Genomic DNA, 18,335 nt, shown 5'->3' with positions numbered 1-18,335 from the left:
GGTTCAGCTCCCTTCGGAATGGTCGGCCCCGTTGAGGGCGTCCTGGAGTTGCTTCGGGGCGCGGCTGGGCCGGCGCGGCACCGGCGGGAGCGCCTGACCGGGCATCGGCGGGACGGGGTAGCCGCCCGCCATCGGGTCGAACTCCGTTGCCGGCGGGGCCTCTTCGGGCTCCGGCTGCTTCCTCGCGAAGTCCCGCAGCAGCGCCAGCAGCAGGATCACGGCGACCGGGGCGCCCACGTACAGCACCACCTCGCCGAAGCCGTAGCCCTCGTTGCGCAGCGCCCGCACGCTCGCGATCAGCACCAGCCACACCAGCGAGACCGGGATCAGCACCTTCCAGCCCAGCTTCATGAACTGGTCGTAGCGGAACCGGGGCAGCGTGCCGCGCAGCCAGATGAAGAAGAACAGCAGCAGCTGGATCTTCAGGGTGATCCACAGCATCGGCCACCAGCCGTGGTTGGCGCCCTCCCAGAACGTCGACACCGGCCACGGGGCCCGCCAGCCGCCCAGGAAGAGGGTCGAGGCCACCGCCGAGACCGTCACCATGTTCACGTACTCGGCCAGCATGAACATCGCGAACTTCAGCGAGGAGTACTCGGTGTTGAAGCCGCCGACCAGCTCGCCCTCGGCCTCCGGCAGGTCGAACGGCGCCCGGTTGGTCTCGCCGACCATCGCGATGACGTAGACGATGAACGACACCGGCAGCAGCGCCGCGAACCAGGTCGGCTGCTGGTGCGCCACGATCTCCGAGGTCGACATCGAGCCGGAGTAGATGAACACCGCCGCGAAGGCCAGGCCCATCGCGATCTCGTAGCTGACCATCTGCGCGGCCGAGCGCAGCCCGCCCAGCAGCGGGTACGTCGAGCCGGACGACCAGCCCGCCAGCACGATGCCGTAGATCCCGATCGAGGCCGTCGCCAGGATGTACAGCAGGGCCACCGGGAAGTCCGTCAGCTGGAGCGGCGTACGGGTGCCGAAGACCGACACCTCGTTGCCGGCCGGTCCGAACGGGATCACCGCGAAGGCCATGAACGCGGGGATGGCGCAGACGATCGGGGCCAGGATGTAGACCACCTTGTCCGAGCCCTTGACCACCAGGTCTTCCTTCAGCGCCAGCTTCACGCCGTCCGCCAGCGACTGGAGCATGCCCCACGGGCCGTGCCGGTTGGGCCCGATGCGCAGTTGCATCCAGGCCACCACCTTGCGCTCCCAGACGATCGCGATCAGGACCGTCAGGACCAGGAAGGCGAAGCAGAACACCGCCTTCAGCAGCACCAGCCACCACGGGTCCTGCCCGAAGAAGTGGAGCGTCTCGTACGGCTGCGAAGTCATCGGTCCTCCCCTTCGCCCGCGGCTTCGGCCGCGGTGTCGGCGGCGGCGGTGTCGGCGGTGGCCTCGGCCTGGGTCCCCGGCTCGGGTGCGGGCTCGGGCTCGGGCTCGGGCTCGGGCTCGGCCGCGGCGATCGAGACCAGGTGGCCGACGGTGGTGCCGAGCGCGCGGTGGGCGCCGCCCGGTGTGGAGTCGAGCGGGATCCAGACCGTGCGGTCCGGGATCGAGTCGGTGACCTCCAGCGGCAGGGTCAGCGAGCCCGCCGGGCCGGTCAGCCGCAGCGCGGCGGCCGCCTCGGCGCCGATCTCCTTGGCCGTCTCCGCCGAGATCCGGGCCACCGCCCGGTGCCGGGTGCCGGCCAGGTGCGGATCCCCCTGCTGCAGCACGCCGTTGTCCAGCAGCAGGCGCCAGCCCGCCAGCACAGCCTGGCCCTCGGCCGGCCGGGGCAGCACGGCCGGGTGCTCGGCCGGGTCGGCCGTGCGGTCGCCCTCCCAGGGGACGAACCGGTCCAGCTCCAGCCGGGCCGCCCGGACGTCCGGCAGGCCCAGCCGGTGGCCCAGGGCGTCCGCCAGCATGTTCAGCACCCGCAGGTCCGACTGGAGGTGGCGGCCCATCTGCTGGTCCGGCTTGAGCGCGGCCTCGAACATCCGCACCCGGCCCTCCCAGTCCAGGAAGGTGCCCGCCTTCTCCGCCACCGCCGCCACCGGCAGCACCACGTCCGCGTGCGCCGTCACCGCCGAGGGCCGCAGCTCCAGCGACACCAGGAACGGCACCGCCGCCAGCGCCTCGTCGGCCAGCGCCGGATCCGGCAGGTCGTCCGGGTCCACACCGCCGACCACCAGCGCGTCCAGCTCGCCCCGCACGGCCGCCGCCAGGATGCCGCCGGTGTCCCGGCCCGGCCGGGACGGCAGCTCGGCCCCGCCCCACACGGCGGCCGCCTGCGCCCGGGCCGCCGGAACGGCCACCGGACGGCCGCCCGGCAGCAGGCCCGGCAGCACGCCGGCCTCCACGGCCCCGCGCTCACCCGCCCGGCGCGGCACCCAGGCGAGCCTCGCGCCGGTCGCGTGCGCCAGCCGCAGCACCGCCGTCAGCGCGCCCGGGACGGCGGCCAGCCGCTCGCCCGCCAGGATCACCGCGCCCGGCGCGCGCAGCAGTTCGGCCGCCCGGCCCGCGTCGTCGCTCAGCGGCTCGTCCGCCGCCAGCGCCGCGAACCACTCCGGCTCGGTGCCGGGCGCCGCCGGCAGCAGCGCCCCGCGCAGCTTCGCCAGGCCCCGGGAGCCGTACGCGGCCACCGAGAACACCTTCAGGCCCGCCGCCCGGGTCGCCTTGCGCAGCCGCAGGAAGACGATCGGCGACTCCTCCTCCGGCTCGAAGCCCGCCAGCAGCACCGCCGGCGCCCGGTCGAGGTCCTGGTACGCGACTCCGGAGCCGTCCAGGTCGACGCCCCGCCCGGCCACCGCCGCGGCCAGGAAGTCGGCCTCCTCGCCGCTGTGCGGGCGGGCCCGGAAGTCCACGTCGTTGGTGCCCAGCACCACCCGCGCGAACTTCCCGTACGCGTAGGCGTCCTCGACCGTCAGCCGGCCGCCGGCCAGCACCCCGGTCCGGGCCTCGCGCAGCCCTTGGGCCGCCCGGGCCAGCGCCTCCGGCCAGGAGGCCGGCACCAGTTCGCCGTCCACCCGCACCAGCGGGGTGGTCAGCCGGTCCCGCAGCTGGGCGTAGCGGAAGGCGAAGCGGCCCTTGTCGCAGTTCCACTCCTCGTTCACCGCCGGGTCCTCGCCCGCCAGCCGGCGCAGCACCTTGCCGCGCCGGTGGTCGGTGCGCTGCGCGCAGCCGGAGGCGCAGTGCTCGCACACGCTCGGCGAGGAGGTCAGGTCGAACGGGCGCGAGCGGAACCGGTACGCCGCCGAGGTCAGCGCCCCCACCGGGCAGATCTGGATGGTGTTCCCGGAGAAGTAGGACTCGAAGTCGTCCCCCTCGCCGGTGCCGACCTGTTGCAGTGCCCCGCGCTCCACCAGGTCGATGAACGGGTCCCCGGCGATCTGCTGCGAGAAGCGGGTGCAGCGCGCGCACAGCACGCAGCGCTCGCGGTCCAGCAGCACCTGGCTGCTGATCGGCACCGGCTTCTCGTAGGTGCGCTTCATGCCCTCGAAGCGGGAGTCGGCGGCGCCGTTGGTCATCGCCTGGTTCTGGAGCGGGCACTCGCCGCCCTTGTCGCAGACCGGGCAGTCCAGCGGGTGGTTGATCAGCAGCAGCTCCATCACGCCGCGCTGCGCCTTCTCGGCCACCGGTGAGCTGAGCTGGGTGCGCACCACCATGCCCTCGGCCACCGGGATGGTGCAGGAGGCGACCGGCTTGCGCTGGCCCTCGATCTCGACGATGCACTGGCGGCAGGCGCCGGCCGGGTCGAGCAACGGGTGGTCGCAGAAGCGCGGGATCTGGGTGCCGATGGTCTCGGCGGCCCGGATCACCAACGTCCCCTTGGGGACCCGCACTTCGACGCCGTCGATGGTGAGCGTGACCAGTTCGACCGCGGTCTCGGAGGCGGTTGGCTCTGTGATCGTCACGCGTGCACCTCCCTTTCGGTGGCGGACTGGTGGCCGGGGCGGGGGCCGTCGGCCCAGACGGTGGAGGCGGCCGGGTCGAACGGGCAGCGGCGCTCGGCCAGGTGCTGCTCGTACTCGGCCCGGAAGTGCTTGAGCGAGGAGACGATCGGGCTGGCCGCGCCGTCGCCCAGGGCGCAGAAGGACTTGCCGTTGATGTTGTCGGCGATGTCGAGGAGCTTCTCCAGGTCCCCGTCGACGCCCTCGCCCGCCTCGATCCGCTTGAGCAGCTGGACCAGCCAGTAGGTGCCCTCGCGGCAGGGGGTGCACTTGCCGCAGGACTCGTGGGCGTAGAACTCCGTCCAGCGGGTGACCGCGCGCACCACGCAGGTGGTCTCGTCGAAGACCTGGAGCGCCTTGGTGCCGAGCATCGAGCCGGCCGCGCCGACGCCCTCGTAGTCCAGCGGGACGTCGAGGTGCTCGTCGGTGAACATCGGGGTGGAGGAGCCGCCCGGGGTCCAGAACTTCAGCCGGTGCCCGGCGCGGACGCCGCCGCTGAGGTCGAGCAGCTGGCGCAGCGTGATGCCGAGCGGGGCCTCGTACTGGCCGGGGTTGGTGACGTGGCCGGAGAGCGAGTAGAGCGTGAAGCCGGGCGACTTCTCGGTGCCCAGGGCCTTGAACCACTCCTTGCCGCGGGCCAGGATCGGCGGCACCGAGGCGATCGACTCGACGTTGTTGACCACCGTCGGGCAGGCGTAGAGGCCGGCGATCGCCGGGAACGGCGGCCGCAGCCTCGGCTGGCCCCGGCGGCCCTCCAGCGAGTCCAGCAGCGCCGTCTCCTCGCCGCAGATGTAGGCGCCGGCGCCGGCGTGCACGGTGATGTCGAGGTCGACTCCCGAGCCGAGGATGTTCCGGCCCAGCAGCCCGGCCGCGTACGCCTCGGCGACGGCCGCGTGCAGTCGGCGCAGCACCGGGACGACCTCGCCGCGCAGGTAGACGAAGGCGTGGTCGCAGCGAATCGCGTAGGAGGCGATGATCATGCCCTCGATCAGCGCGTGGGGGTTGGCGAACAGCAGCGGGATGTCCTTGCAGGTGCCCGGCTCGGACTCGTCCGCGTTGACCACCAGGTAGTGCGGCTTGCCGTCGTTCTGCGGGATGAACTGCCACTTCATCCCCGTCGGGAAGCCGGCGCCGCCGCGACCGCGCAGCCCCGAGTCCTTGACCAGGGCGATCACGTCGTCCGGCGGCATGGCGAGGGCGGCCTTGAGTCCCTCGTAGCCGTGGTGGCGCCGGTAGGTGTCGAGCGTCCAGGGGCGGGTGTCGTCCCAGGAGTCGGACAGCACCGGGGTGAGCAGCTTCTCGGCCGGTTCGGCAGAGGTCATCACGCCCCGCTCCCTTCCTGGCCGTCGCCCGTGGCGCCGTCGCCCGTGGTGCCGCTGTCGGTCTGGCCGTTGCCCTCGTGGCGGGGGGAGACCACCTTGGCGCCGGGGGTGCCGGGCAGGGCCTCGCCCCGGGCCAGCCGCAGGCCGGCCATCGAGGGGGCGCCGCCGGCGCCGGACTCGTCGTTGGCGCCGGGGCGCTCGTCGGGGAAGCCGGCCAGGATCCGGGCGGTCTCCTTGAAGCCGCACAGCCGGGCGCCGCGGGTGGGCCGGACCTCGCGTCCGGCGCGCAGGTCGTCGACCAGCCGCCGGGCGCTCTCCGGGGTCTGGTCGTCGAAGAACTCCCAGTTGACCATCACCACGGGGGCGTAGTCGCAGGCCGCGTTGCACTCGATGTGCTCGATCGAGACCGCGCCGTCCTCGGTGGTCTCGTTGTTGCGGATGCCCAGGTGCTCCTGGAGCTCGGCGAAGATCTGGTCGCCGCCGAGCACCGCGCACAGGGTGTTGGTGCAGACCCCGACGTGGTACTTCCCGGCGGGGCGGCGCCGGTACATGGTGTAGAAGGTCGCGACCGCGGTGACCTCGGCGGTGGTGAGGTCCAGCTGCTCGGCGCAGAAGCGGATCCCGGTCGGGCTGACGAAGCCCTCCTCGGCCTGCACCAGGTGGAGCAGCGGCAGCAGTGCCGAGCGCGACTGGGGGTAGCGGGCGATCAGCTCGGCGGCGTCGGCGGCCAGCCGGGCGTGCACCTCCTCGGGGTACGGTGCGGCCGGCAGTGCCGGCAGTCCGAGTTCGACGTTGGTCACCGGTCCACGCCTCCCATCACCGGGTCGATCCCGGCCACCGCGACGATCACGTCGGCCACCTGGCCGCCCTCGCACATCGCCGCCATCGTCTGCAGATTGGTGAACGACGGGTCCCTGAAGTGGACCCGGTACGGGCGCGTGCCGCCGTCGCTGACCACGTGCACGCCCAGCTCGCCCTTGGGCGACTCGATCGCCGAGAACGCCTGGCCGACCGGGACCCTGAAGCCCTCGGTGACCAGCTTGAAGTGGTGGATCAGGGCCTCCATCGAGGTGCCCATGATCTTGCGGATGTGGTCGAGGGAGTTGCCCATCCCGTCCGGGCCGACCGCCAGTTGGGCGGGCCAGGCGATCTTCCTGTCGGCCACCATGACGGGGCCCGGCCGCAGCCGGTCCAGGCACTGCTCGACGATCCGCAGCGACTGCTTCATCTCCTCCAGCCGGATCAGGAACCGGCCGTAGGAGTCGGCGCTGTCGGCGGTCGCGACCTCGAAGTCGTAGTCCTCGTACCCGCAGTACGGGTCGCTCTTGCGCAGGTCGTGCGGCAGGCCGGTGGCCCGCAGGATCGGTCCGGTGGCGCCGAGGGCCAGGCAGCCGGGCAGGTCCAGGAAGCCGACGCCGACCAGGCGGGCCTTGAACACCGGGTTGCCGGTGGCGAGTTTGTCGTACTCGTGCATCCGGGAGCGGAAGACCTTGACCGCCTCGCGGATCTGGTCGACGGCGCCGGGCGGCAGGTCCTGGGCGAGGCCGCCGGGGCGCACGTACGCGTGGTTCATGCGCAGGCCGGTGACCAACTCGAAGACGTCCAGGATCAGTTCGCGGTCGCGGAAGCCGTAGATCATCAGCGTGGTGGAGCCGATCTCCATGCCACCGGTGGCCAGGCAGACCAGGTGCGAGGCGATCCGGTTGAGCTCCATCATCATCACCCGGATGACGCTCGCCCGCTCCGGGACGTCGCCGGTGATGCCGAGCAGCTTCTCGACCGCCAGGCAGTACGCCGTCTCGTTGAACAGCGGCGTCAGGTAGTCCATGCGGGTCACGAAGGTGGTGCCCTGGACCCAGCTGCGGAACTCCATGTTCTTCTCGATGCCGGTGTGGAGGTAGCCGATGCCGCAGCGGGCCTCCTTCACCGTCTCGCCGTCGATCTCCAGGATCAGCCGCAGCACGCCGTGGGTGGACGGGTGCTGGGGGCCCATGTTGACGATGACGCGCTCGTCGTCGGCCCGGCCGACCGCCTCGACCACCTCGCCCCAGTCGCCGCCGGTGACGGTGAAGACCCGGCCCTCGGTGGTGTCGCGGACGTCCGCCGCCTCGGTCTCGCCATAGTGCTGGGTGTTCATCAGCTGTACGACCTCCGCTGGTCGGGAGCCGGGATCTGGGCGCCCTTGTACTCGACGGGGATGCCGCCGAGCGGGTAGTCCTTGCGCTGCGGGTGGCCCAGCCAGTCGTCCGGCATCATGATCCGGGTGAGCGCCGGGTGGCCCTCGAAGACCAGGCCGAAGAAGTCGTAGGCCTCGCGCTCGTGCCAGTCGTTGGTCGGGTAGACGCTCACCACGGAGGGGATCCGCGGGTCGGCGTCCGGCGCGGTGACCTCCAGCCGGATCAGCCGGCCGTGGGTGATCGAGCGCAGGTGGTAGACCGCGTGCAGCTCGCGGCCCTTGTCCCCGGGGTAGTGCACCCCGCTCACGCCCAGGCACAGTTCGAAGCGCAGCGCCGGGTCGTCGCGCAGGACGCGGACGGTCCTCAGCAGGTGGGCGCGGTCGATGTGGAAGGTGAGCTCGCCGCGGTCGACCACGGTCTTCTCGATCACCTCGACCGGGTCCAGGCCCTGCTCCTCCAGGGCGCCCTCCAGCTCGTCGGCGACCTCGTCGAACCAGCCCCCGTACGGGCGTTCGCTCGGGCCGGGCAGCACGATCGGGGCCGCCAGGCCGCCGAAGCCGGAGGTGTCGCCGGTGTCCTTGGCGCCGAACATGCCCTGGCGGCGGCCGACCACCTCGACCGGGATCTCGCGGGAGGGCTGCTCGCGGCGGGTCTCGGGTACCTGCTCGTTCATCGCAGCTGCCCCCGCATCTCGCTGACCGGGGTGGCCTTGAGGGCGAGCGCCTCGCCCAGCTCCTCGGCCCGGCGCCTGTTCACGCCCAGCGGCTCGTGCCGGATCTTGTCGTGCAGCTTCAGGATGGCGTCCATCAGCATCTCCGGACGGGGCGGACAGCCGGGCAGGTAGATGTCCACCGGGACGATGTGGTCGACGCCCTGGACGATCGCGTAGTTGTTGAACATCCCGCCGGAAGAGGCGCAGACGCCCATCGAGATGACCCACTTGGGATTGGGCATCTGGTCGTACACCTGGCGCAGCACCGGGGCCATCTTCTGGCTCACCCGTCCCGCCACGATCATCAGATCGGCCTGCCGGGGCGAGCCCCGGAAGACCTCCATGCCGAACCGGGCCAGGTCGTAGCGGCCGGCGCCGGTGGTCATCATCTCGATCGCGCAGCAGGCCAGACCGAAGGTGGCCGGGAAGAGTGACGCCTTGCGCACCCAGCCGGCGGCCGTCTCCACGGTCGTGAGCAGAAAGCCGCTCGGCAGCTTCTCCTCGATTCCCATCAGATCCCTCTCAATGCCCTCAAGTCCGCTGATACGTGGGCCGGTTCTGGCTTGTCCGCTCGTTCACAAGCGGGTGCGCAGCCGGCGGACGGGTGGCGCGGCCACCCCGCGCTCGGACCACCCCGCGCTCAGTCCCACTCCAGGCCGCCGCGGCGCCACACGTAGGCGTACGCGACGAAGACGGTGGCGATGAACAGGAGCATCTCGACCAGCCCGAAGATCCCCAGGGCGTCGAAGGTCACCGCCCAGGGGTAGAGGAAGACGATCTCGATGTCGAAGACGATGAAGAGCATCGCCGTCAGGTAGTACTTGATCGGGAACCGACCGCCGCCCACGGGCTGCGGGGTCGGCTCGATGCCGCACTCGTACGCCTCCAACTTGGCCCGGTTGTAGCGCTTGGGGCCGGTGAGTGAGGCCATCACGACGGAGCCGACCGCGAACGCCGCCGCGATGGCACCGAGTACGAGGATCGGCGCGTAGGCATTCATAGCCCCCGCTCCCTCCGTCCAGTCGTCCTTGACTGCAGATCGGAACCGGCAGGTCACCCTGAGATGAACCCGCGTTCCAGTTCCCGAGATCCACCTCATGTGAGGCAGTTCACAAAGCCTGGAACGAGCGCATCCTATGCCCGTCCGCTTGTGATCTGCGACACGCAGTTCACCGCCATCTTTGTGATCTACGACACCATGTGAATGGTGGTGAATGCGAACATGCCCAGACTTGCCAACGCAAAGCAGTCAAATGGTCACAAGCAGTCGCATTTATCTGTGAAGCGGCTGGTCAGAGGCGCGTTCCTATATCAACTATGCGCCGCGACAGGCAAATTTCCGGGCGTCATGTTGACGTGTTATAGCGGCTCACTCGCAGGGGTGGCGGGGGGCCGAACGCTCGCTTGACCCTTCGTTCACAAGCGCGCGAGCGCCCCCGGCCGTGCGACACGGGTCGCATTAGGCTGGGGGCCGAGGGCCGCCGCCCCGACGCCGACCTCGATGCGAGTGGAGCCGACCGTGTCCGAAGCCGCCCGCCCCGAACCCGGGCCCCGCACCCCCGCCGCCCCGCGCCCCGGGGGCCGCAGCGCCCGGATCCGGGCGGAGGTGGTCGCCGCCACGCTCGCCGAGGTCACCGAGCACGGGTACGACGGCCTCACCGTCGAGGCGGTCGCCGCCCGCTCCGGCGTCCACAAGGCGACGCTCTACCGGCGGTGGGGCGGGGTGGACGGCCTGGTCGCCGACGCCCTGACGGCCTCCGCCGACCAGCCGTGGCCGGTGCCCGACACCGGGGACCTCCGAGAGGACCTCCGCCGGATCACCCGCGAGGTCCTCGCCGTCTTCACCGACCCGGAACTCGGCCCGACGCCGGCCGCGCTGATCTGCGCCGCCCAGCATTCGGACACCGGGGCGTCCGCCCTGCGCTCCTTCTTCGCCGCCCGCCACCGCCAGGCCGCCGAGGTGGTCGAACGGGCCGTCGCCCGGGGCGAGTTGCCCACCGGAACGGACGGCGCCGAGGTCGTCCGGGCCGCCACCGCGCCGCTCTACTGCCGGCTGTTCGTCTCCGGCGAGCCGCTCGACGCCCGCACCGCCGAGCGGGCCGCCGACGCCGCCGCGCTGGCCGCACGAGCCGGACTCTTCACGCCCACCTCCACCGCCACGGAACGGAACTGACGCAACGTCACGATACGGTCGCCCGGGGAACCACGGCCGTCCCACCCCCTACCGCATCCCCGACCGGCCGTGGATGATTCCTCCATGACAATCCCGCCGTCCACCACCCCCCGGAAGGCCCGTCACGTGAAGCGCGGACACTGGGCGCTGGTCGCCGCCGCCACCGCCCTCCCGCTCGTGGCGAGCACCGGCACCGCCGTCGCGGACACCCCCGCGACCGCCGCTCCCGCCGCCGGCTGCACCTACACACCGGCCGTCCCGGCGGACAACTTCAAGGGCATCCCGGTCTTCGACGCCAAGAAGGCGGCGAAGCCCTACAGCGCGACCCTGCGGACCAGCCAGGGCCGGATCACCTTCGAGGCGCTGACCGACAAGGCGCCGTGCACCACCTTCTCGTTCCGCTTCCTCGCCGAGCACGACTACTTCGACCGCAGCCACTGCCACCGCCTCACCACCCAGCGGATCTACGTCCTCCAGTGCGGCGACCCGACCGGTACCGGCAGCGGCGGGCCCGGCTACTCGTTCCCGGACGAGAACCTGGCCGGCGCCACCTACCCGGCCGGCACCGTGGCCATGGCCAACGCCGGCCCGGACACCAACGGCAGCCAGTTCTTCTTCGTCTGGAAGGACACCAAGCTCTCCCCCGCCTACACCCCGTTCAGCCGGGTCACCGCCGGTCTGGACGTCCTCCAGAAGATCGCCGCCGGGGGCGAGGACGACCAGAACAACCCGGGCGACGGCTTCCCCACCCTGCCGGTGGACATCCGCAACGTGAAGATCAGCGCCCGCTGAGCCGACGGGCCGGACGGCCCCGGCCCGCGGGCCCGCCCCGGCCCGCACCGACCACCCGGCCGCCCCACCGCCCGCGCTCCCGTACGGTGGCAGCACCAACGACACCGCACGGGAGCAGGAGCAGCACCGCATGGACAGCCGGATCTGGGAGAGCGTCGACCACCTGGTCGCGTGGCTGGACGAGCAGGGCACCCAGTCGCCCCAGGAGGAGCGCCTGCTGCGCATCCTCAAGCTGTCCGAGGAGGTCGGCGAGGTCGGGGCGGCGGTGATCGGCGCCACCGGCCAGAACCCGCGCAAGGGCGTCACCCACACCTGGGAGGACGTCCAGCACGAGCTCTGTGACGTCGTCTTCTCCGCCCTCGTCGCCCTGCGGACCCTCACTCCCGACGCGGCCCGGGTCTTCGCCGAGCGCCTCGCCTACGTCGAACAGCGCTCCGCCGCCTCCCGCCGGGACCCCGGGGGGCGGCAGCGGGAGACGGCGGTCCCGGAGGAGGACTAGGCGTTCGGCGCGACCTTGGCGAGGCCGTTGATCACCCGGTCCATCGCGTCGCCGCCCTGCGGGTCGGTGAGGTTGGCGAGCAGCTTCAGGGTGAAGCGCATCAGCATCGGGTGGGTGAGGCCGCGCTGGGTGGCCAGCTGCATCACCTTGGGGTTGCCGATGAGCTTCACGAAGGCGCGGCCCAGGGTGTAGTAGCCGCCGTACACGTCCTTGAGGATGCGCGGGTAGGCCTGGAGGGCGCGCTCACGGCCGGCGTCGGTGACCCGGGCGAGCGCCTGCACGATGACACCGGCGGCGATCTGGCCGGATTCCATCGCGTAGGCGATGCCCTCGCCGTTGAACGGGTTGACCATGCCGCCCGCGTCGCCGACGAGCAGCAGGCCGCGGGTGTAGTGCGGCTGCCGGTTGAAGGCCATCGGCAGGGCGGCGCCCCGGATCGGCTCGGTCATGTTCTCGGGGGTGTAGCCCCACTCCTCCGGCATGCCGGCGCACCAGGCCTTCAGCACCTCGCGCCAGTCCAGTTCGCCGAACGCCGGCGAGGAGTTGAGGATGCCGAGGCCGACGTTGGAGGTGCCGTCGCCCATGCCGAAGACCCAGCCGTACCCGGGCAGCAGCTTGCGCCCGCCGTCGCGGGTGTCCCAGAGCTCCAGCCAGGACTCCAGGTAGTCGTCGTCGTGGCGCGGCGAGGTGAAGTACGTGCGGTAGGCGACGCCCATCGGGCGGTCCTCGCGCCGGTGCAGGCCCATGGCCAGCGAGAGCCGGGTGGAGTTGCCGTCGGCGGCGACCACCAGCGGGGCCCGGAAGGTGACCGACCGCTTCTCCTCGCCGAGCTTGGCGGTGACGCCGACGATCCGGCCGGTGCGCTCGTCCAGGGCCGGGCCGCTGACGTTGCAGCGCTCGTACAGCCGGGCGCCCGCCTTCTCGGCCTGACGGGCCAGCAGCTCGTCGAAGTCGGCGCGCTTGCGCACCAGGCCGTAGTCGGGGAAGGAGGACAGCTCCGGCCAGTCCAGCTCCAGCCGGACGCCGCCGCCGATGATGCGCAGGCCCTTGTTGTGCAGCCAGCCGTTCTCGGTGGAGACGTCGATGCCCATGTCCACCAGCTGCTTGGTGGCGCGCGGGGTCAGGCCGTCGCCGCACACCTTCTCGCGCGGGAAGGCGGTCTTCTCCAGCAGCAGCACGTCCAGCCCGGCCTGGGCCAGGTAGTACGCGGTGGTGGAGCCGGCCGGGCCCGCACCGACCACGATGACGTCGGCCGTGCTCTCCACGGGGCTGTCCGGCTTCGTCGGATCGGCTGCGGTCTCGGGCACCTGGACACACTCCTGGAACTGCGGCGGGGGGCGGTTTCGTCTCCGGCAGTCTAGTTCCGCTCACTTCACCGGATGGGCACCCGCCCCCGGCCGCCCGCCCCGGCCGCACGGGCCGGAACGCCTAGGCGACCTTGTACGCCCGGTGCAGCGCGACGATCCCGCCGGTCAGGTTCCGCCAGGCGACCTTCGACCAGCCGTTCTCCTGGAGCCTGGCGGCCAGCCCCGGCTGGTCCGGCCAGGCCCGGATGGACTCGGCGAGGTAGACGTACGCCTCCGGGTTGCTGCTGACGGCGGTGGCCACCGGCGGCAGCGCGCGCATCAGGTACTCGGTGTAGACCGTGCGGAACGGCGTCCAGGTCGGGGTGGAGAACTCGCAGATCACCAGCTTGCCGCCGGGCTTGGTGACCCGCAGCAGCTCGCTCAGCGCCGCGTCGGTGTCCTGGACGTTGCGCAGCGCGAAGGAGATCGTCACCGAGTCGAAGGTGTCGTCCGCGAACGGCAGCCGGGTCGCGTCGCCGGCGGTGAGCGCCAGCTCGGGGTGGCGGCGCTTGCCCTCGGTGAGCATGCCGACGGAGAAGTCGCAGGGGACGACCGTCGCCCCGGCCTCGGCGAAGGGCAGCGAGGAGGTGCCGGTGCCGGCCCCGAGGTCGAGCACGAGGTCCCCCGGCGCGGCGGCCACCGCCTCGGCCACCGCCCGGCGCCAGGCGCGGGCCTGGCCGAGGGAGAGCACGTCGTTGGTGCGGTCGTACTTGGCCGCGACGTCGTCGAACATGGCGGCGACTTCGTGCGGCTGCTTGTCCAGAGAGGCTCGGGTCACGCCCCCATTGTTCACCCTCGCACGGACGCCCCGGCCAACGGGGCACGCCGACCCCGGTCGCGACCCCGGTCGCACCCGGGCCGCGCCCGTCAGTGCTGGGCGCGCCGCCCGCCCGCCCGGCGCCTGCGGCGGGACCGCTTGCCGTGCGTTATCGCGGGCATCCCGTCCGCCAGCGCCCCCGTCGCCAGGGCGAGGTTCGCGGCCAGCTTCCCCTGCCCGCCGCGTACCGCGAGGGCCTTGTGGTGCCGCCGGATGCGCAGCACGCAGATCACGAAGAGCACGACGGCCACCGGCACGCTGAACCTGGCCAGGCCCACGCCGACCGGCTGCGGGTAGGTGTCGCCGCAGATCCGCACCGCGCTCGGGTCGTCGGCGGCGTGCTCCAGGCAGACCGTGTCGCCGACCTTGGCGCGGTCCGAGAGCGGCAGCGCGGCCGCGGTGCGCGGCTGGCCCCCGGCCCGGTAGCTGACGGCGCTGTAGGTGCCGCCGCCGGTCGGGAGCTGGGTGACGACCCCGTCGACTCTCACCGGGTGTGCCGCGATCCGGTCGGCCTGGTCGGCCTGGCGCCAACCCAGCAGACACATGCCGACGGCCAGCACGGCGCTGAGCACGGCGGCGAGGTACCAACCACGGCCCATCCGCGGGGTGCGCGGCGGGGGAACGGTCGCGGTTCGCATGGTTCCTGTCCTGGCTTGCCGTCGGGGCCGGGGACACGGCCCCGCCGCCCGCAGGGCACGGGCGGTGGTGTGGTGAGGGTACGGAGTGAGCTGTCCGGGATCGTATCCGCTGGCGGGCCCTCAGGTCACGGCGAAGGCGCAATCACTCTCCGGAACCGGCAGCGGAGTTCAGCCGCATACGAAGGAAGTGCCCCGCGCCGCAAGGAGATCCGGCTACCGGCGAGTACGCCGTGCGCGCCGTGACAGCGGTCTCACCGCCGCCGGTACACCAACCGACCGCCCAGCACGGTGGCCAGGCACCCGCCGGCCGCCGGCACCGCGCTCCCGCCCCCGGTGCTCCCGTCCCCCGCGTCCTGGGCCGGGCGGACCGCGAACACCGCGAAGTCCGCCCGCCCGCCGGCCGCCATCCGGCCGTGCACGGCCTCCGCGAACGGCAGGGCGGCCAGCGGGTCCAGCGGCCCCGCACGGCCGGGCGCCCCCGGCAGCCCCACGACCCCCGAGCGCGCCACCGCCGTCCGCACCGAGGCCCGCTCGAAGGGCCCGGCCACCGCCGTCACGCCGTACCCGAGCATCCGTTGCAGCCCCCGCCGCGCGCTGGCCCCGCACCGCGTCTCGTCCGCGCACCCGGCCAGCCCGTCCGCCACCGGCTCGGCACCGGCCTCCTCCCGGGGGTCCGGGTGGTACGCGCGTTCCAGCAGCCAGTGCCCGTACGGATTGCGCAGGCCGGGGGCGAGCACGGCCGTGCCCCAGTCCCGCACCCGCGCGCCCGGGTGCGCGGCCGCCAGCTCCCCGTACGGCCCGACCGCCTCGACCGTCTCGCCCCGCACCACCACCGCCCCGTCGGCGATGGACGGGGCGGTGGGAGCGGCCGGGTCGGGCAGCACGAACGCCGCCCGGTGCAGGGTCAGCACGGGACTCAGTTGTCCAGGATCTTCAGCTCCGGGTGAGCGGTGCCGCCCTCGATCGCCGTGGAGGCGATGTGCGAGGCCACCCGGGCGTCGACCGGGTCGTCGGCCGGGTCGTCCAGCACCCGCAGGTGCTCGTAGGTGGTCGAGCGCTGCGCCGGGACGCGGTCGGCGGCCCGGATCAGGTGGATCAGCTCGGTGAGGTTGGAGCGGTGCTTGGCGCCCGCCGCCGAGACGACGTTCTCCTCCAGCATCACGGAGCCGAGGTCGTCCGCGCCGTAGTGCAGCGACAGCTGGCCCGCCTCCTTGCCGGTGGTGAGCCAGGAGCCCTGGATGTGGGCGACGTTGTCGAGGAACAGGCGGGCGATCGCGATCATCCGCAGGTACTCGAAGACGGTGGCCTGGGTCGAGCCCTTCAGGTGGTTGTTCTGCGGCTGGTAGGTGTAGGGGATGAAGGCCCGGAAGCCGCCGGTGCGGTCCTGGACGTCGCGGATCATCCGCAGGTGCTCGATCCGCTCGGCGTTGGTCTCGCCGGTGCCCATCAGCATGGTGGAGGTGGACTCGACGCCGAGGCCGTGGGCGATCTCCATGATCTCCAGCCAGCGCTCGCCCGACTCCTTCAGCGGGGCGATCGCCTTGCGCGGGCGCTCCGGCAGCAGCTCGGCGCCGGCGCCCGCGAAGGAGTCCAGGCCCGCCGTGTGGATCCGGGTGATCGCCTCCTCGACGGAGACGCCCGAGATCCGGGACATGTGCTCGACCTCGGAGGCGCCCAGCGAGTGGATCACCAGCTGCGGGAAGTCCGCCTTGATCGCCGAGAACGCGCGCTCGTAGTACTCCACGCCGTAGTCCGGGTGGTGGCCGCCCTGGAACATGATCTGGGTGCCGCCCAGCTCGACCGTCTCCGCGCAGCGGCGCAGGATCTCGTCGAGCTCGCGGGACCAGCCCTTGTCGCTCTTCGGCGGCACGTAGAAGGCGCAGAACTTGCACGCCGTCACGCAGACGTTGGTGTAGTTGATGTTGCGCTCGATGATGTACGTCGCGATGTGCTCGGTACCCGCGTAGCGGCGGCGGCGCACCGCGTCGGCGGCGGCGCCGAGCGCGTGCAGCGGCGCCGAGCGGTAGAGCTCCAGTGCCTCCTCCGGGGTGATCCGGCCGCCGGCGGCGGCCCGGTCGAGCACGGCCTTCAGGTCGGTGCTGGACGCATCGAGGGTGGTCGCTGCGAGCTCGGTCACCTGGCGGCCTTCTCTCTCTCAAGTGCTACTGGGGTACGGCCGAACCAGCCTACGCCAGCGCGTTCCGCCGCCCGCTCCAGCCCGCTGGACTGCGACCGGACCGCGCCGGGGCCGCCGCGCCGGGCCCGGCCGGACCGCGCCGTCGATCGGTCGGATCCGGCCGGGCCCCGGGCCCTACTGCCCCGCCGGCAGCGCCACCGGCTCCAGCAGCCGCACCGCCACGTCCGGGGCGAACCCGCTGTCGTGCGCGACCCGCCGTGCGAACTCCGCGACGCCGTCCAGCTGCCGCTCCCCGAGCGAGAAGTCCAGCGCCTCGCTGAAGTACCGCTCCAGCACGTCCGCCCCGAAGGCCTCCCAGCGGGCGGCCTGCTCGGCGACCTTGGCGGCCTCCACCAGAGAGAGGTCGCGCGACTCCAGGAAGGCCCGGTGCACCGCGGCGGTCAGCTCCGGGGCGCGCTCGGCGAACTCACGGCGCACCGCCCAGACCGCGAAGACGAACGGCAGGCCCGTCCACTCCTTCCACATCTCGCCGAGGTCGTGGACGGTCAGCCCGAGGTCGGCGGCCTGGCCGAGGTAGGCGCGCAGCGCCGGGTCCCCGATCAGGACGGCGGCGTCCGCCTCGGCGAGCATCGCGCTGAGGTCCGGCGGGCAGCTGAAGTAGTCCGGGCGCACGCCCTCGCGCTCCTCCAGGAGCAGCCGGGCGAGCCGGACGGAGGTGCGGCTGGTGGAGCCGAGGGCGACCCGGCGGCCGTCGAGCTCGGCGAGCGGCACCTTGCTCACGATCAGGCAGGACATCACCGGGCCGTCGCTGCCGACCGCGATGTCCGGCAGGACCAGCAGGTCGTCCGCGTTGCGCAGGTACTCCACGCAGGTGATCGGGCCGATGTCCAGGGCCCCGTCGACGAGCTGGTCGCTCAGCTTCTCCGGGGTGTCCTTGGTGAGGTCCAGGTCGAGCAGGTTGCCGGTCCTGGCGAGCCCCCAGTAGAGGGGGACGCAGTTCAGGAACTGGATGTGGCCGACCCGCGGTCTGACCGGGGTGTCCGTCGACCCGTCCGGGCCGTGCTCCTGGGGCTCCCGCGTCCGCGCGTCCGGTGTTGGTGCTTCCGGTGCTGCCACTGCGCCGCTCCCTTGCTGTTCGTGCCTCCCCGCAGCGTATGCCTGCCGTTCGCGGCGGCTCGCACCGGCCGTCCGGACACGCTCCTTCACGCGCTCCGGACGCGTCCTTCCACGCCCGCTCCCGCCCTTACGACACGCGCCTTCCACACCCCGAATGACCTCTGGTCGTCACAGCGGCCGCATGCTAGCGTTGCCCTCAGTTGCAGTTTGATTCCCCTTGCAGTACTTGAAGCCTGCGGAGCATGTAACCGCAGGCTTTTTGTAGTTTTTCAGCAATATCGAAAAATTTCGGACTCGTCCGGAGGCAGGGCGATCAGCGCAGCGGACCGGGTGTCACACGGTGTGGCCCCCGACACGCATCGCAAGGAGAACGGCATGGCTCAGGGAACCGTCAAGTGGTTCAACGCTGAGAAGGGCTTCGGCTTCATCGCCCAGGAGGGCGGCGGCCCCGACGTCTTCGTTCACTACTCCGCCATCAACGCGAACGGCTTCCGTTCGCTGGAGGAGAACCAGACGGTCACCTTCGACGTCACCCAGGGCCCCAAGGGCCCGCAGGCGGAGAACGTCACCGCTGTCTGACGATCCTCTGATGATCTGATCGCTCGGGACCCGTACGGGTCCGTCGGCGGCTCCCGACAGCCGCCACCATGAGCACAAGAGCAGTACCCAAGGGGGCC

General features: G+C 72.2%; 18 protein-coding genes. 4 read left to right on the top strand and 14 right to left on the bottom strand.

Features of this window, described 5'->3' with window-relative positions:
- Positions 1-3: 3 nt before the first annotated feature.
- The 8 genes from nuoH to ACZ55U_RS06165 all read right to left on the bottom strand — a co-directional run bounded on the left by nuoH (position 4) and on the right by ACZ55U_RS06165 (position 9,140).
- Positions 4-1,332, bottom strand: coding sequence for an NADH-quinone oxidoreductase subunit NuoH (nuoH, locus tag ACZ55U_RS06200; protein ID WP_465522956.1), 1,329 nt, complete (start codon positions 1,330-1,332; stop codon positions 4-6).
- Positions 1,329-3,893, bottom strand: a complete 2,565-nt coding sequence (locus tag ACZ55U_RS06195; RefSeq protein ID WP_465522954.1) for an NADH-quinone oxidoreductase subunit G — start codon at positions 3,891-3,893, stop codon at positions 1,329-1,331. Before ACZ55U_RS06195 ends, nuoH begins: the two co-directional genes overlap by 4 nt.
- Positions 3,890-5,251: an NADH-quinone oxidoreductase subunit NuoF gene (nuoF, locus tag ACZ55U_RS06190; RefSeq protein WP_465522952.1), complete on the bottom strand. Its 1,362-nt coding sequence runs from the start codon at positions 5,249-5,251 to the stop codon at positions 3,890-3,892. The genes ACZ55U_RS06195 and nuoF overlap by 4 nt, the downstream gene beginning before the upstream one ends.
- Positions 5,251-6,051, bottom strand: a complete 801-nt coding sequence (gene nuoE, locus ACZ55U_RS06185) for an NADH-quinone oxidoreductase subunit NuoE (RefSeq protein ID WP_465522950.1) — start codon at positions 6,049-6,051, stop codon at positions 5,251-5,253. The genes nuoF and nuoE overlap by 1 nt, the downstream gene beginning before the upstream one ends.
- Positions 6,048-7,388 (bottom strand): NADH-quinone oxidoreductase subunit D, encoded by a 1,341-nt coding sequence (locus ACZ55U_RS06180; protein ID WP_465522948.1) that lies wholly within the window; start codon positions 7,386-7,388, stop codon positions 6,048-6,050. The genes nuoE and ACZ55U_RS06180 overlap by 4 nt, the downstream gene beginning before the upstream one ends.
- A complete protein-coding gene (locus ACZ55U_RS06175) occupies positions 7,388-8,101 on the bottom strand; it encodes an NADH-quinone oxidoreductase subunit C (protein ID WP_465522946.1) in 714 nt (237 codons plus the stop codon). Before ACZ55U_RS06175 ends, ACZ55U_RS06180 begins: the two co-directional genes overlap by 1 nt.
- Positions 8,098-8,652, bottom strand: coding sequence for a NuoB/complex I 20 kDa subunit family protein (locus ACZ55U_RS06170; RefSeq protein ID WP_465522944.1), 555 nt, complete (start codon positions 8,650-8,652; stop codon positions 8,098-8,100). The genes ACZ55U_RS06175 and ACZ55U_RS06170 overlap by 4 nt, the downstream gene beginning before the upstream one ends.
- Before the next feature lie 128 nt (positions 8,653-8,780).
- A complete protein-coding gene (locus ACZ55U_RS06165; protein WP_030060100.1) occupies positions 8,781-9,140 on the bottom strand; it encodes an NADH-quinone oxidoreductase subunit A in 360 nt (119 codons plus the stop codon).
- A gap of 519 nt (positions 9,141-9,659) precedes the next feature.
- Between ACZ55U_RS06165 and ACZ55U_RS06160 the strand changes: the two genes are divergently transcribed.
- The 3 genes from ACZ55U_RS06160 to ACZ55U_RS06150 all read left to right on the top strand — a co-directional run bounded on the left by ACZ55U_RS06160 (position 9,660) and on the right by ACZ55U_RS06150 (position 11,604).
- A complete protein-coding gene (locus ACZ55U_RS06160) occupies positions 9,660-10,313 on the top strand; it encodes a TetR/AcrR family transcriptional regulator (protein ID WP_465522942.1) in 654 nt (217 codons plus the stop codon).
- A gap of 84 nt (positions 10,314-10,397) precedes the next feature.
- Positions 10,398-11,105, top strand: coding sequence for a peptidylprolyl isomerase (locus ACZ55U_RS06155; protein ID WP_465522940.1), 708 nt, complete (start codon positions 10,398-10,400; stop codon positions 11,103-11,105).
- Positions 11,106-11,235: 130 nt separating this feature from the next.
- Positions 11,236-11,604, top strand: a complete 369-nt coding sequence (locus tag ACZ55U_RS06150) for a MazG-like family protein (RefSeq protein WP_465522938.1) — start codon at positions 11,236-11,238, stop codon at positions 11,602-11,604.
- On the opposite strand, the gene ACZ55U_RS06145 is transcribed toward ACZ55U_RS06150, so the two are convergent.
- The 6 genes from ACZ55U_RS06145 to ACZ55U_RS06120 all read right to left on the bottom strand — a co-directional run bounded on the left by ACZ55U_RS06145 (position 11,601) and on the right by ACZ55U_RS06120 (position 17,553).
- A complete protein-coding gene (locus ACZ55U_RS06145) occupies positions 11,601-12,911 on the bottom strand; it encodes a geranylgeranyl reductase family protein (RefSeq protein WP_465522936.1) in 1,311 nt (436 codons plus the stop codon). The two genes, ACZ55U_RS06150 and ACZ55U_RS06145, sit on opposite strands and share 4 nt — an antisense overlap.
- Positions 12,912-13,032: 121 nt before the next feature.
- On the bottom strand, positions 13,033-13,728 hold the full coding sequence (locus tag ACZ55U_RS06140; RefSeq protein ID WP_465522934.1) for a demethylmenaquinone methyltransferase: 696 nt from the start codon (positions 13,726-13,728) through the stop codon (positions 13,033-13,035).
- 89 nt (positions 13,729-13,817) lie between these two features.
- Entirely contained in the window at positions 13,818-14,405 is a 588-nt protein-coding gene (locus tag ACZ55U_RS06135; RefSeq protein WP_465522932.1) for a hypothetical protein, read from the bottom strand.
- Positions 14,406-14,656: 251 nt separating this feature from the next.
- Positions 14,657-15,316 carry an amidohydrolase family protein gene (locus ACZ55U_RS06130; protein ID WP_465522930.1) on the bottom strand — a complete coding sequence of 220 codons (660 nt, stop codon included), beginning with the start codon at positions 15,314-15,316 and terminating at the stop codon, positions 14,657-14,659.
- 5 nt (positions 15,317-15,321) lie between these two features.
- Positions 15,322-16,542 carry a cyclic dehypoxanthinyl futalosine synthase gene (gene mqnC / locus ACZ55U_RS06125; protein ID WP_465522928.1) on the bottom strand — a complete coding sequence of 407 codons (1,221 nt, stop codon included), beginning with the start codon at positions 16,540-16,542 and terminating at the stop codon, positions 15,322-15,324.
- Between the two features lie 174 nt (positions 16,543-16,716).
- Complete coding sequence (locus ACZ55U_RS06120) at positions 16,717-17,553, bottom strand: menaquinone biosynthetic enzyme MqnA/MqnD family protein (RefSeq protein WP_465523004.1); 837 nt, start codon at positions 17,551-17,553, stop codon at positions 16,717-16,719.
- A 480-nt stretch (positions 17,554-18,033) separates the two neighbouring features.
- Here ACZ55U_RS06120 and ACZ55U_RS06115 point away from each other — a divergent pair, with 480 nt between their 5' ends.
- Positions 18,034-18,237 (top strand): cold-shock protein, encoded by a 204-nt coding sequence (locus tag ACZ55U_RS06115; RefSeq protein ID WP_189920031.1) that lies wholly within the window; start codon positions 18,034-18,036, stop codon positions 18,235-18,237.
- Positions 18,238-18,335 lie beyond the last annotated feature (98 nt).

The organism is Kitasatospora sp. NPDC034533 (assembly GCF_055575155.1).
This window is presented reverse-complemented; position numbering and strand designations above follow the sequence as displayed.